Here is a 15549-nt window from a genome sequence, read left to right as displayed (position 1 = left end):
AAACGCCGCCCGATCGGTCGGCGCACGCTCAGGGCACGGACGGCCTGTCGGCCCCCTGCGCCAGCTGGTAGAGCGCGGTGCCGCCGTCCGCGACGACGACCCGGTAGGTGTACTGGGTGGCGAACTGCCGGTCCTCCGGCGCGAACCCGGCCGAACCGGTGAAGACCCCGCCCCCGCCGGCCGTCAGGACGAGCTCCGGCTCGATCGTCGTCCAGGCCACGTCCGCCGCCGCACCGAGCGCCCGGCTCTGCAACGCCACGCGCGGCGCGTCGGCCGCCGACCAGCCCGGCAGGGTCATCGACACCCGCACCTGCGGGTCAATGGTCTCGGAGATGTCGAGGGCGAGCGTCGCGTCGCTCGTGAACGGCACCCGGTCGAGGTCGTAGCGGAACGTGCGCGTGTCCTGCCCGTCGGAGGCCGTCAGGACGAGCTCCCCGGCGATCGTGCGCTGGTCGGCCGCGAACGGCAGGTCCGGCAGCACCTCGATCTCCCCCGCCGAGCGCCGCAGCACGCTCACCGGCACCGGGTCGGCGAACAGGCGGGAGTCGTCCAGCTGGACCTCGGCGTCGGTGAGCGTGTACTCCTCCGACGACCAGTCGTACTGCACGAGAAGCGTGTTCCAGGCCGTGACCGACAGGGTGGCCGTGCTCAGCCGCGTCGCGGCCGGCGTCACCACCTGCGCGGAGGTCCCCAGGTCCAGGACCGTCCCGTCGGTCAGGGTGAGCTGCGCCCGCACCGTGTAGGTCGACTCCGGCTCCAGGTCGGTCAGCCGCAGCGTCGCGGCGCCGGCCGTCACGAGGTCCTCGACCGGGAGCGTGAACGGACCCAGGTCCTTGGCGCCGAAGCCCAGGAAGCCCCCGGCCTTGTGCAGGGTGATCTGGGCCGAGCCGACCCCACGGACCGGGGTGTCGAGGCTCGTCGTGACGGTGAACGAGTCGGACTTCACCGCGGAGGTGGTGTACAGCGCCGAGACGGTCAACGTCCGGAAGGTGCTCTCCTGCGCCGCAGCGAGCTCGACGACGCCGGCGCCGTCCTGCAGGTCGTAGGACAGGCGCAGGGCGAGCGAGTAGTCCGTGCCGGGCATCAACGCGTCCAGCACGACGCGGCTGGTCCCCGGTTCCAGGTCGACCGCGTGCACCACGGACCCCTGCGCGTCCTTCAGCTCCAGCTGCGGAGCCCCGACGAGGGTCGTCGTCGGGTCGAGGAGTGTCACCGACGCGGACACCGACGTCGCCTGCACCTCGATGCCGGTCAACGCGACCTGCGGGACCTGCCGGCCGTCGGCGTGCGCGTCGTTGTACTGCGCGATCGCGTCGAGCAGGGCCCTCAGCTCCTCGATCTGCGCGAGCGTCGGACCGTCGGCGCCGGACGAGGCGGTGCCGGTCGCGTTGCCGGTGCCGGTCCCGGTCCCGGAACCCGCGCCCGAGCCGGAGCCGGAGCCGGAGCCGGCGGAGGAGTCGGCGTCCTCGGCGGTCGTGTCCGGGACCGCATCGGCGGCGGAGGGCGTGGCCTGGGGCGTCGGGGTCTCGTCGAGCACCGACATCGCGTTGTCGGTGCCGCCGAACGACGTCAGGTCGATGTCCACCCCGTCCGAGCGGTACAGCTCGGCGGACACGTCGAGCACGTGCTCGGCGTCGACCACGAGCACGATGTGCCCGAGGTAGCGGTGCCGGCTGCCGTCACCGGACAGCAGCGTCGCCGAGCCGGACCGGTCCACCAGGATCTGGGTGTCGGTCGTCGTGCCCTTGGCCACGTCGTCCACCCACACGGTCGCGGCGGCCGGCAGGTAGTACCGGCGGGTGCCGAGCCGCAGCACGCTCTGGCTGCTCACGGCGGTCCCGTCCGCCACGGTGTAGCCGTCGTCGCCGTGCGTGAGCACCGTGCGGGCGTCCAGCGCGGTCGGCCGGCCGTCGGGGGCCACGGCGACGGCGTCGGTGGTCAGCAGCAGGCGCTGGTCCTCGAAGCGCACGAGCGCGCCCGTGTCCAGGGCGATCACGCTGCCGCCGTCCCGCTGCAGGTGCTGGGAGCCGTCCCACGAGGAGTACAGCAGCTCGCCGGGGTGGACCTGGACGGTGTCCTGCGCGGCACCGAGCGTGGTGCCCTCGCCGTCGAGCGCGACCTCGTCGATGCGCACCTTGGCGTCGGAGGCGTACCCGACCACGGCCGCGGACACGCCTGCCGCCACGATGAGGACTCCCGCGAGCAGCCAGACCCCGAGGCGACCCGCCCCGTGGCGGGCCGGACGCGCGCCGTCCGCGCGTCGGCCGGTCACGGCGTCGCTCCGGCGAGCATCGCGGTGAGGGTGCTGCCGGCCGCCGAGGCGACCCGGGTGCCGTTGTCGGTCACGACCAGCTGCATCGCCTGGCTGGTGTCGGCCGGCAGGGTGAGCAGCACCGGAGAGGTGAGCGACGCCTTCGGCACGGAGGCCGTGACCGGGGCGAACGCGCTGGTCGGCGAGCTCAGGGTGAACGTCGCCGGCCCGGTGAACTTGGTCGGGTCGAACGTGATCTGCAGGCTCGTCCCCTGCTTCGCGAGCGTGATGGGCACGCTGTCGCCACCGATGTACCGCAACGGCACCGTCGACTCCTTCACGGACGTGTACGAGGTCGGGGCACCCGCGGTCTGGGTGTAGGTGAGCGTCACGCGCCCGACGTAGTAGCCCGAGTAGGCCTGCGCCGAACCGAGCGTGAACGACCTCGACACGTCCGTGGTCGCCCCGGTGCCGCTCGTGCGTCCGCTGAGGGCGCCGAGGATGTCGACCGTGTCGACCGTGACCAGCGTCGGCAGCGTGCCGCTCGCCGCCGCGGCCTCGTACGCGTCCTTGCCGTACTTCAGCAGCGAGAGCGTGGCACCCGTTATTACGCCGCTGCCGGGGGCGATGCCCGTCGCGTTGACCGTGACGGTGGTGCCGCTGGTGGCCACCGTGACCGAGGCCGTGGTCGCGTACTTCTTGTCGGTGGTGAAGCTCACCGCGGCCGCGCTCCAGGTCCAGGCGGCGGCCGTGGTCAGGTTGTCCACCACCACGTTCGGCGTGATCGTGTACGTCGTGCCGGGCTGGAGCGCGCCCGCCACGTCGAGCGTCGTGATCCGGCCGGAGTCGAGCACCCGGTCGGCGCCGCCCACGGCGGTCATCGAGTCCGTGAAGGTGCCCGTCGCGATCACGGTCGTGCCCTGCTTGACCGTCCAGCCCGCGGTGACGTTGCCGGCACCGCACAGCATCATGCCGAGGTTGTCGGTCAGCGTGATCTGGAACGACGCCTGGCTCGTGGCGACCGACCGGACCACGACCGCGGAGGCGTTGCCGCCCAGGGCCGCGAAGTTCTTGTTCACCGCGCTGACCACCTTCACGGGAACCGTGACCAGCGACGTGTTCAGCGACGCGACGACCACGTAGTTCTGGTTGGCCAGGTAGTTCTTCCCGCCGGCCTTGACCATGGCCAGCGTCGAGGCGACCCGGTACACCGACTGCTGACCGCTGACCGGCTGCTTGGCCGCCGCGTCGGTGTAGCTCCAGACCGCCGTCTTGCCGGTCAGCAGGGTGCCGATCGTCCCGTCGGTGATCGCGGCCGCCAGGGCCGCGTCGGTGCGCGAGCCGAGGTCGGTCGCCTTGTAGACCCGGTAGGTGACCGACGTGGTCACGTCCGACTTGTCCTGGAACTGGATGTCCGTCGTCACCGACGGGTCGCCGCACCTCGCGGTCCAGCTGTACGACGGACCCGTGGTGAGCACGGGCTCGGACTTCGAGGTGGTCAGCCGCACGCTCGCCGGACCGCCGCTGGTCCACGCCAGCTGGGCTCCCGCGACGACGGACGAGCCGTCCGGCTGCGGCACACCCAGGTCGTAGCTGCCGACCACGCGCAGCTCGTAGGTGGTGCCCGCGGCCAGGCCCGACACCGTGACCGGCACGGAGGGGGCCAGCGCGGCCGTCCTGGTGAGCCGGTCGTCGGCCGCGGTGGTCGCCGACAGGCACGTCGAGGCCGGGTAGGACGGGTCGCCGGCCTTGGTCAGCACCGGCTGACCGTCACCGCCGACCTCGTACGCGACGACGCACGTCGAGTAGGACGTGCGGGTGCCCTCGACGACCGGGACCGCGGTCTGGTTCGCGTCCGCGACGGCGACCGTGACCTGGACCCGGGTGTCCGTCGGCACGCCGGACCCGGCCAGGGTGCCCACCGTCGGCGCCGCCAACGTGCGCAGCTCGACCCCCGCCTGGTCCCGCGTGAGCGACAGGTGCCCGGCGGACAACAGGGTGAACGACGTGGCCGGCACCGACACCGAGGCCAGCGAGTTGCCCAGCGCGCTGAACGCCACCCCCGTGCCGGTCTGCCACGTCCACGAGCCGCCCGGCTGGTGCACGAACGTGCTGGGGTACGGCGCGTCGCAGGGACCCTCGACCAGGCCGGACGACGAGAGCAGGCACAGGCCGGACTGCACGTTCCTCAGCTGCACGCCGACCAGGTCACCTGCGGAGCCCGTGCCGGAGGCCAGCACCTCGAACGCGGTGCCGGCCGAGCCGGACAGCACCGGGCGCGTGCCCGAACCACCGGGGCTGAACACGTACTGCACCGGGTCGGCGGCCGACGTGCGCGCCACCTCGAGGTACACGACGTCACCGGCCCGGGCGGGGTTCGCGCCGCTGATCGCACCCGTGCGGTAGTAGGCGTCGGCGATCAGGCGCAGCGTCCGCAGCGAGCCGTCGTGCGTCAGCTCGCCGACCGGCAGCGTGAACGTACTCGGCGCGAACGCCTGCGCGCTCGTGCGGTTGGACACGTACGACGCGACGCTCGACGTCGGCGCCGCCAGCACCTGGTAGCCCGTGCTCAGCACGCTCGTGGCCAGGGTCGAGCCCGGCGGCAGCGCGCCCGGGTCGAGCCGGGCCGCCGCGGTCTGGGCCGGCGTCGTCGCGGTGGTCATCACGGTCGACACCGTCAGCGAACCGAAGACGCCGTCGGCCGCCTCGGTGACGAGCGCGGGCAGGTACGCCCGCTGCAGCACGCCCTGCGTCACCGGCTGGGCGTCGACCAGCGCGTAGCTGGCGGCGACCTGCACGGCCACCCCGGCGGTGCCGGTGATCGGCACGTCGAGCGAGACCTGGCCGTCGGTGCGCAGGGACTCCCGTTGCGCGTCCGTCAGGGGCACGACCACCGCGGGACGCCCGTCGGCCGTCCAGGTGACCTGCACCGGGTCGGCGACGTCGAAGAGCACCGAGCCGTCCGGGTCGGCGATCGTCACGTGCAGCGTGGTGCCCGCGGCCGACCGGGACGTCCACTGCAGGTCGGCGGTCACGCTCGTCCGGGCGATCGTGACCTCGCCGGGGAAGGGCTCGTTCGACAGCTGCGTGATCGTGCCGGTGTCGTAGTGGTCGTCGTAGGTGACGACGGCCCGCGTCCAGTACGTCTTGCCGTGACCGGCCCCGGGGATCGTCGAGACGTCGAAGGTCGCCGAGCCGGTCAGCTGGGCCTTGTTCATCGTGACCGACGCCAGGGGCGTGCCCGGGTCGGCGTCGCCGAGCGGCCGGTCGCCGGAGAACAGCTGGTAGACGATCCGGGTGAGGGTGGAGTGCGCGTCGGTGTACCCGCTGAGCCGGGTGCGCACCTGGTCGCCGTCGGCACTGATGCTCAGCCGCGTCACCGTCGGGGGCGTGGCACGGGCGTAGAAGGTCGTCGCGCCGGCGTTGACGATCGGCACGACGTTGACCCCGTCCGTGCCGTTCTCGAACTTCACCTGGTAACGCTGGTTCGGGGTCAGGCCCTCGAACAGGTGCCAGCCGTTGGCCGGCGCCGTGAGCTGGGCGACCTCGTCCGCGTCGAGGTGCACCGTCGTCACCTTCGTGCCTGCGCCACCGAACAGGTACAGCGACAGGTCGACGCCCGTCAGGGCCCGCGCCTCGGTGCTCAGGGTCGCGGTGACCCGGGCCGACGTCGTGGTCACGTCGGCGCTCCGGGGTGTGATGAAGGTCGCCGTCACCGGGGTGACCTCGATGGTCCGGTACGGCGTCGTCGAGGTGCCGATCACGGCACGGACCGGCCCGTCACCCAGGTTGTACGTCGCGGTGATCTCCACCTGGTACGGCGTGGACTTCGTCAGACCCGTCAGGTGCAGGGTGCCCGTCAGGCTCTGCTGCGTGAGGTCCAGCCCGTCCAGCGTGAGCGTGCCCACCGGCTGGTCGCTGACCCGCTGCCCCGAGGAGTCGAGCTCGTACACGGCCGCGAGCGGGGGCGTGGCCAGCAGCGACAGGTCGGTGTTCGTGATCGCGTAGTTCACGTCCAACCAGGACGGCGCCGCCTCGTTCAGCGCGAACACCGCGGTCGGTGCCGAACGGGACACCACGCCGACCTGGTCCGACGCGCCCGAGGCCACCTGGTAGTCCTCGAAGAGGTCGTTCCCCGTGAGCACCCCGACGAAGACGTAGCTGCCCTGACCCATCGACGTCGGCAGGGCGAGGGCCGTCGGCAGGTGGGCGGCCGACCCGGCGACGCTCACCGAGGCCTTCACCGTCGCTGAGGTGCCGCGCCGCGCGTAGTCGTCGGCCTCGAACGCCACGTAGCGCACCTGACGGACCGTGTCGTCGGGGTCGTCGAAGCCGACCTGGGTGATCGTGAACACCTTGGCGCGGGCGTCGAAGGTGGCCTCGACCGACTCGAGGGTCGCCCGCCGCGCGGCGGTCTGCAGCACGGCGGTCCAGGTCGAGGTCAGCGTGGCGGCACCGACCCGGGCGCGGTCGACCCGGAACACGTAGGAGTGCGCCGGGTCCAGGCCCTGCACCGTCACCGGCGTCGAGCGGGACCCGGACAGCAGGCCCGCGACGTCGACGTCGACGGTGCCGTGGGCGCCGCCCGTGCCCGAGCCGTTGTCCGCCCACGACAGGCGCAGGCTGTCCAGACCGGCCGGGACGGTGGGGGCGGTCAGCGTGAAGCCGACCTGCTCCGAGGTGCGGGTCACGTCCCGTGTGCTCAGGCTCAACGTGCCCGGCTGCACCAACCGCTGGAAGTAGACGGCCTCGGTCGCGGCCCCCGCCGAGTCCAGGTAGGTGCCGCGGGCCTCGACGACGTAGGTCAGGCCGGGGGTCAGCGCCCCCGAACGCCACGGCAGGGTCTGCGTGAGCAGGTCGAGCGTGGTCACCGGGCCGTCGACGCCCTGCGGCGTGACGGTCAGGCTCAGCGACTGCAGACGGTGCGCGGAGTCGACGACCGTCCCGTCGACCACCACGCCCAGCGCGTCGTCGGGCGCGGCGGTCAGCACGACCTGCGGGGTGAGCACGTCAGCCGCGAAGGTCGGCAGCGCGGTGGGCAGGGAGCCCGACGCGGCCGATCCCGTCCCGGCGGTGCCGGTCGAGCCGGACGCTCCCCCGGCCCCCGAGGACCCCGAGGACCCCGCTCCAGAACCCGCTGCCGTGCCGGCCCCGGCGTCCGTCCCGGCCCCCGAGGGCTCACCGGCCGCGGAGGTCACGGACGGCTCCGGCGTCGGCGTCCCCGGAAGTGCGACCTCGCCGCGGTCCGCCGCCCCCTGCGGGTCCCCGTCCGGGTCGACGAGGAGCTGCGTGAGCGCCATGGGCGCCGCGTCCGCGGTCGCGAGCAGCTGCTCGGAGTCCCAGCGCACCAGCGCACCCGTCGAGTCGAGCCGGGCGAACAGCCCGTCCGTCGTCGGGAGGTCGCCGCACACCCTGGCCTGGCAGACGCGCACGCGCTGGTCGTCCGGCACGACGACGACCAGCGCCCCGACGGCCACGGTGGCGACCGGGACGTCACAGCTCGCACCGGTGCACAGCAACGCCGAGTCCAGCAGCAGGTACCGCTCGTCGGCGAGCTTGAGGACCGTGCCGGGCACGAGCGTCATCGGCGCCGCGCCCTCACCGGGCGGGGTCGCGACATACCCCTCGAGACCTTCGGCCCGCAGGTTCGTGCCCGCCGGCAGGTCGGTCAGCGACTGGTCCGGCGCGATGGCGACCGAGCGTCCCAGGAGCGTCGTCGTGGAGTCGGACAGCTGCAGGACGCGGGACTCGTCGATCGGGGACGGGTGGTGGTCGACGACCAGGGCCGGGGTCGCCGCGCCGCCGTCGTAGGTCGCACCCTGCGGGAAGTCGACGACCGCACCGTCGGCGGCGTAGGCGTAGCCGGCCAGCGGAGCCGCGTACCCGGCCGACGGGGCGTGCATCACCTGCACCGCGACGACGACGGCGACCGCCGCCAGCGCCACGGCCGCCATCACGCCGTACACGAGCTTGAACATCAGGCGACCTCACGTCGGGCGGGCAGAGCGGGACCGAGCGGGGTGCGCCGCAGGGGCGCGCGGCGACGACGCAGCGAGTACCAGCCGGCACCGCCGACCCCGCCGACGCCGAGCAGTCCGCAGGCGCCGAGCACGACGGCCTGCCGGAGGTTGCCCCACAGGGCGTAGAGGGTGATGGGGCCCGTCACCGGGGTACCGCCGTCGCCGAGGGCGAAGCTCGTGCCCGAGCCGTCGGACGCGGTGTTCCACCCGGTCAGCCAGTAGCCCTCGGCACCGGGGGCGTCGACCGTGTCGAGCGTGTCGCCGTAGGCGACCTTCTGCGCGGCCGGGGGCGCGTCCGGGACCGACTTGGGCCGGCCGTCGTGGCCGTTGCCGGGGTTGGTGTCGAAGGAGACGGTGAACTCGCGGCGCTGCCACTGCGCGTACAGCACGGTGTCGGCCGTGATCGGGTCGTCGGCCCCGAAGCGGTAGAAGTCGTCCGGGCCCGTCGCCACCGGGTGCCGCGACCAGCCGAGGAAGACGTGCGAGTAGGGCGCGGCGAGCGGGTCGGCAGGACGGTCCTGCGCGCTCAGCGTGCGGCCGTACGAGGTGATCTGGCGATCCGCGGCGTACACCTCGCCGTCGGCGGTCCGTACGTCGAGCGGGCCCGCCGAGAAGTCACCGGCCGTCGTCCCGTCCGGGGCCGCCCCGAGGTCGAAGGTCACGCTCAGGCGGGACGTCGACCAGGCGGCCACCAGGTCGAGCACACCGCCTGAGCCCGCCGGCGCGAGGCTCTGCCCCGGAACGACGACGTCACCGGCGACCGTCCAGCCGCCGAAGTCCAGGCCGTCGACCACGGGCGGGGCGTAGTCGTCCGGCACCGGCACGGTCCGCCCGTACGGCACGGAGCCGCCGCTGGTCGGCGCGTCGACGCGCACCCGCCCCGGGTCCACGCCGTCGGGCAGGGCCAGGTGGTAGACGACGCGATAGCTGTCCCGGACCCACGTGGCACGCCACGTCAGGTCCGCCGCCGGCATCGTCGCCGTGCCGTCCAGGGCTGGGCACGGCCCGGCCTCGCACGCCCAGCCGGTGAAGGTGAAGCCCGTGGCGCTGGGCGCGAGCGTCCCCGCAGGCAGGGCGTCGACCAGTCTGCTGGTGTACGCGACGGTGCTGGTCGACGTCGTGGACCGGGTCCACGGGCTGGTCCCACCGGCCAGCTCGGTCGCGGACGGCACGTCGCCCGTGCCCACCAGGAGCGTCACCCGGAAGCCCTTCGGCGCCCACGACGCGGCCACGACCAGGTCGGACCGCACCGGGTCACCGGTCAGGTCGAACGGCTCCCACGTGCCCTCGCGCAGCACCCCCCAGCCCGTCATGTCCCATCCGAACGGACCGGTGAGGGCAGCACCGGCACCGGTGTCCGCCAGCCGCGATCCATGGTCCACACACACCACATCGGCCTGCGCAGCCCCCGCACAAGCGTCGTTGCTGCCTTTCACCACCCTGAGGGACACCTCGCCGACGGCCGGAGCCGGCGTGCGGCGCGTGCCATCGAGGATCTGGACGTCCAGCACGCGGACCCGCCACCGCGCGTGCAGGTCGACCGTGGCCTCCGGGTCGGTCCACACGGAGCCCGCCTCGACCTGCCGGCCGCCGCCGGGCTCGGTCCACCACCCGGTGAAGACGTAGCCCGTGCGCACCGGCTCGGGCAGCCCCGCGAGCGTCGTGCCGTAGGTGGCCGTGACGAGCGCGACCGGTTGCCCGAGGACGCTGGCACCGTCACCGGCGTGCAGCACCAGGGTGGTGCGCAGCGCCTCCCACTCGGCGTACAGGGTGACGTCGGCCGGGGTACCCCAGGTCCCCGTGGCGGCCGGGGCGTAGGCGGCGCCGCTGGTCCGGTCGGCGCTCGGGTCGTACCCGGTGCGCCACGCGACGAGCCGGTACCCGGTCCGGGTCGCGGACGGCAGCGGGCCGTACGCCGCACCGAACGTCACCGACAGGGTCGCCGTGCCGTCCACCCGGCCGCCGACGGGGTCGAGGGCCACCGTGTACGACCGCGGGGTCCACCGGGCGTACGCCACGACGTGCGTCCCGTCCGGGACGAGCCTGGTCCACACGGTGGCCCCGGTCAGGGCGGTGTCGTCGTCCGGGGTGCCCGGGTCCCCGTCCGGCAGCCACCAGCCGGCGAAGTCGTACCCGGCGCGGCTGGTCAGCGCACCGGACAGGCTCGGCGAGCTGCCGAGGGCGACCGTCGACGACCACGTGACCGCGCTGCCGCCGCGGGCGTCGAAGTCGATGACCACCTCCACGGGGCGCCAGCGGGCGACCAGGTCGAGGCCGGCCAGGGCCGTCGAGTCGGCCGTCAGGCCGGTGGTGTCCGTGAACGGGGTGACGCCCGGCACGTACGTCGTGCCGTCGGCGCTCTGCCAGCCCGTGAAGACCCAGCCGACGCGGGCGGGGGTGGGAAGTGCGCCCGGGCACGCCGGGTCGAGGGCACCGGCGCAGACCGGCTGCCCGAACGTCACCGCCCCGGTGACGTCGACGACGGTGGCGCCGTCGTGCAGGTGCAGGTCGCCGACCAGCGGCTGCCAGGTCGCGGCGAGCTGCCAGCCGAACAGCTCACGGTCACCGGTCCACGGGTAGGTGCCGTCCGCCACCGCGGCAGCCGTCGGCAGCTGCGTCCACCCGGTGAAGCGGTAGCCGAGCCGACCGACCGTCACGGACGCGGGCGAGCCCTCGACCGCCGAGACCGCTCGTCCGGCGACGGTCACCGACGAGCCGGGGTCCGGGCGACCGGCGGCCGGCAGAGCACCGGTCGTCGTCCCACCCGCCGGGTCGATCACCAGGGCGCCACGGTGCACCCACCGGGCCGTCAGGACCAGCGTGTGGTCCGTGGTGCTGCCGGCACCGACCACACCGGCGCCTCCCAGGTTCGCCCAGGTCAACGCCGTGTCAGCGGTCACCCGCGCGACAGGTGCGCCCGCCTGCGTCGTGTACCAGCCGGCGAACACGTAGGGGTCCGGGCTCGCGGGCGGTGCCAGGGCGGCCGTGTCGGGCCAGGTCAGACCGGAGGACGTCGCGCTCGCGCCGTAGGCGAGGTCCGCCCCCGCGGGCGGTGTGCTCGCGCCCTGGTAGGTGCCCCCCGCCAGGTCGAAGCGCAGCGCGAACGTGGCCGTGCGCCACTTCGCGTACAGCGTGCGGGCGGTGGTGGAGGTCTGGGTGTAGCCCATCGACCCGGGCGTGTACGTCGTGCAGCCGTCGAGCACGCCGGTCCCGGACCGGGTGGTGCACCAGGCGACGAACACCTGGCCCTCCTGGGTCGGTGTCGGCAGCTGGACGGTGCTGCCGTAGGCGACGGCCCGGGTCTGGACCGCCTGCGCCGCGGGCCCGTCCCAGCCGGCCACGGTTCCCCCCTCGGCGTCGAGGGTGACCGGCGCCTGCACCGGGACCCACACCGCGTGGTAGGTCGTGGAGGCCGTCGGGACGGCCGTCGTGGTCAGGTCGACCGCGGTCGCAGGGTCCGCGCCGGCACTCGCGCCCCAGCCCGCGAGCGTGTAGCCGAACCGGGACACCGCGTCGGCGGACGAGCCGACGACACCGCCGAGGTACTGGTACCGCACCCGGTTCCGGGTGGACGAGTCGTCGTCGAACCGGCCGCCCTCGGGCACGAGGGTGATCATGGTGGGCCGGATCACGGCCGCGTCGACGTCGTCGAACTGGTAGGCGCTGGTGCCGGCCCCGGTCGGGGCACCGCGGGCCTTGGAGGGGTACACCCCGGAGGTCGTCGCGTACGCCTGGTCGGCGGTCGGTGTCGGCGACGACACCCCGGCACCGAACCCCGGGCCGGGATGGAACCGGGCCGAGGGGGTCGTCGGCTCGCCGGACGGGTCCGGGGTGACCAGCAGGGAGAACCGCACGTCGACCGGTTGGAGCGAGTCCAGGTAGATGGCCCAGCGTCCCTGGTCGTCGCTGGTCACCGGGTCGCCCACCGCGACCCCCGACCGGAACGCCTGCACCACGGCGCCGGGCCACGCGTCGTCCCCGGTGCTGCGCGCCCCGCTGCGGTCCGCGTCGAGGAACACCTGGCCGGCCACGACCCCGGTGCGCAGGACCATCCGCAGCGGCGCCGTCGTCGAGTAGCCGGTGTACGTGGGCACGCTGCGGTACACCCGGGCCGCGAACAGGTCGCTCGCGCCCGCCAGCGCCAACAGCTCGGACGCCGAGTGCGGCACCGTGAGCGGCAGGTCGATCGTGACCACGGCGTCGGCGGGCAGGTCGGCGGCGATCGCGACGTGCACCATCCGCACCTGCGTGGGGTCGACGGCGGCCCACGGCCGGTAGTCGGAGCCGCTCCCGGACTGCTCCACCGTGGCCCACGCGTACCGGGAGCCCCCTGCGTCGGGCGCGCTGTTCGTCGTCGCGTAGCCCACGGTCGCGGCGCCCGGGGGCAGGTCGGCGCCCGTGACGGTGACCGGTGCGTCGAGCGCGAGCGACCAGCCGAACGGTGCGGCCTGCAGGTCGCACGCCGTGTTGAAGGGCCCCTCCGGCGTGCTCGCGGTCAGCGCGCCGTCGCAGGCCCCGAGGTTGCCCGTGTAGCGCGTGGACTCGCCCTGCTTCGGCACGGGGATCCACACGTGGGTGGTGCCGCTCGACGTCGCCCCGGCCACGTTGCGCAACGCGACCCGCAGGCTCACCGAGTCGGCCTGGACGGCGGCCGCGTCCACGATCGTGGTTCCGGTCCCGGAGGCCACGTCGTAGCCGGAGCCGAAGGTCAGTCCCGCGTCGGTGGAGGCCACCAGGGCCGCCGACAGGTCCAGCGCGGCACGGAAGTTGTACGACGCGGTGTGCGCGCCCGGGGCGCCGAGCTGCGCGGCCGTCGCGACGTCGTGCTCGTCCGCGACGCACCCGTCACCGACGCAGTCCAGGCCCTCGAACCCGAAGGCGACGTACCGCTCGGCGGGCAGGACCGTGGTCGCGACCGTCGCGGCCACCCGGAACCCGAAGGTGACCTGCGGGCACGCATCGGCGGCGAGCAGCGTCGAGCCCGAGGTCCTGCAGGTCAGCGGTGCCGTGGACGCCACGTCGTAGTAGGCGAAGGTGGTCCCGTCGGACTCGTAGGTGCGCTTGGTGATGCGGAACGGACCGCCCGGCTGGTCGGCGCGGACCGTGACCCCGGCGTAGGTCACCTCGACCTGCGACGGGTCGACGCTCACGTCGCCGTTCTCGAACAGGTAGGCATGGAAGATGCCGTGCAGGTGCTTGACGCCGCCGATCCCCGGGTCACCCCCCTGGAACGCGAGCGTGACGCCGGTGACGGCGTCACCGGCGTTGAGGTAGGCGGGCAGGCCGGTCAGCCGCACCGAGCTGCTGGACACCTCGACGTGCGCGGCCGGCCGCAGCTCGTGCTGCGAGGTCACGGTGCACTGCCTGATGTCGCTCGCGGAGTCGCCGCACTGCAGCGTCGAGTTGACCAGCAGGGGCGCGTTGTCGCTCGCGTGGTACGGGTGGGTCAGCGTGTAGCCGAGCTCGTAGTCCATGCCGTCGGCGTAGTCGGCCTCGGGGCGCAGAGGCGTGCCCTGCACGAGGATCCGTGCGTCGGTGAGCGAGGACGCGCCGGTCACGGCCGAGCCGACGGGCCAGGAGCGCGCGTAGGTGAAGGTCAACGACGTCAGGTACTGCGCCGAGGTCCCGCCCAGGCCGGTCACCGTGACCGTCGTGCTGGTCGCGCCGGCGCTCGCCGCGACGAAGGCCACGGTGCGCTGCCCGGAGGGGTTGCCGGCCGCGTCCGAGGTCGCAGCTGTCACGGCGACGAGCCCGCACGCCGAGGCCCCGCAGGCGCCGCCGGTCTGCGCGGCGGGGTGTCGGATCGTCACGGCCGTCACCCCGACGGTGCCGGGCGACCCGTTGCTCACGGTCACGGTCAGCGCCCCGCTGGCGGCCGAGCCGGTGTTCTCCAGGTACACCGCGTCGAGCCAGTTGCCCTGCTGGCCCTGGTAGACCTCGTTGGCGCCCTGCGCGAGCGGTCTGACGGTGAAGGCGGGGGCCTCGTACCCGCCGACGGTGAGGGTGGGCGTGCCGCCCCACGTGCGCAGCGAGGCGGTCTCGGTGCTGCCGTCCAGCACGGTGGTCGAGATCCCGCCGGTGCCGTCGAGCTGCGTGTCGAGCGCGGTCACCGCGGGGGTCAGCGCGTGGTCGACGCCGGAGGCCTTCGCGGCGTCGTAGGTGAAGGTCACGCCGATTGCCGTCGGCGACTGGTGCACCCGCTGCTCGACCTTGAGGTGCTGCCACCCGTCGGCCCGGCACCCACCCACGGGGGTGACCTGGTAGCCCCCGGTGTCGGTGACCGCCCAGGTCGCGTAGGTGCAGGCGACCCGCAGCCAGAACGTCCGGTCCAGGACCGCCGCGTCGTCGTCGAGGATCCGCAGGCCGTCGGTGGCGCGGATCAGGGTCACCCGCTGGGTCACGGGCCCCGAGGTCGAGGTCAGGGTCGCGGAGGAGCTGGAGTAGGCGACGTGGTACGACGGCGTGTCGGTGAGGCGGATGCGCGTGACCTCGGCGGTCCTGACCGTGTGCCACACGGCCGAGTCGTCCCGGTAGGCGGTGGTCACCGTGATCGGGGCCCCGGTGTGCGACGAGGCCCCCGGCACCAGCGCGGAGTCGACGGTGCCGGCCCCGGCGCCGAAGGCGAGGTCGGGCGCGACCTTGATCGCGACCGCGGCCGACGTGGTGCCCTCGGCGAACGTGTAGGTCACCGAGCCCGTCGGCAGCGTGGTCGACGCGCTCGTGCCCGTGCCGGTCTGCGCGCCGTACGTCAGGGTCTCCACGTCGGGGGTGTAGACGCCGTCGACCACGACCCCTTCGAGGGCTGCGCCGAGTCCCACCCCGGTGTACGTCCACCCGGACGCCGTCGGCTCGAACCCGGGCAGGTCGGCGGCCGTCACCACGTTGCGCAGCCGGATCGTCAGCGTCGGCTCGTTCACCGCGTCGGAGTCGTCGGGGAAGGTGGCCACGACCTGCACGGTCTTGGGTGCGTCGCGCAGGTCCCCGAGGTCGTAGTCGAAGACGTCCCCGGCACCGACGGCGCTGAGCACCGTGTCGGCGCCCTGGAGGCACAGGAAGTCCTCACCGGTGACGCAGTCGCCGCTCCCGGACGCCCATGCGGACCCGGACGGTGAGAGCACCGACGCCGCGCCGCCCGCGACGACGGCCACGAGCAGCCCTGCCGAGACCCACGAGCGCCACCCGCGTCGGCCCCGGTGGCGGGCACGGCCTCGCCTCGCCCGGACCACCCCGAGGCGCGCTGCGTCCCGCAGGTGCACTCGCGTCACGGGTAGGAGCTCC

General features: G+C 73.9%; 3 protein-coding genes. All 3 read right to left on the bottom strand.

Annotated elements, in window-relative coordinates; translation table 11 throughout:
• Positions 1–28 precede the first annotated feature (28 nt).
• The 3 genes from BKA22_RS13095 to BKA22_RS20175 are packed head-to-tail and all read right to left on the bottom strand — an operon-like array spanning position 29 to position 15536.
• The gene (locus tag BKA22_RS13095; RefSeq protein ID WP_179561776.1) at positions 29–2272 is read right to left on the bottom strand and encodes a hypothetical protein; all 2244 of its coding nucleotides are present in this window, start codon (positions 2270–2272) and stop codon (positions 29–31) included.
• Positions 2269–8229, bottom strand: coding sequence for a hypothetical protein (locus tag BKA22_RS13090; protein WP_146953779.1), 5961 nt, complete (start codon positions 8227–8229; stop codon positions 2269–2271). Before BKA22_RS13090 ends, BKA22_RS13095 begins: the two co-directional genes overlap by 4 nt.
• Positions 8229–15536: an InlB B-repeat-containing protein gene (locus BKA22_RS20175; RefSeq protein ID WP_146953780.1), complete on the bottom strand. Its 7308-nt coding sequence runs from the start codon at positions 15534–15536 to the stop codon at positions 8229–8231. The genes BKA22_RS13090 and BKA22_RS20175 overlap by 1 nt, the downstream gene beginning before the upstream one ends.
• Between the last annotated feature and the right edge of the window lie 13 nt (positions 15537–15549).

The organism is Cellulomonas soli (genome assembly GCF_013409305.1).
GTDB lineage: Bacteria > Actinomycetota > Actinomycetes > Actinomycetales > Cellulomonadaceae > Cellulomonas > Cellulomonas soli.
Note: the sequence above shows the minus strand (reverse complement) of the source record. Positions and strands in the feature narration are given on the sequence as shown.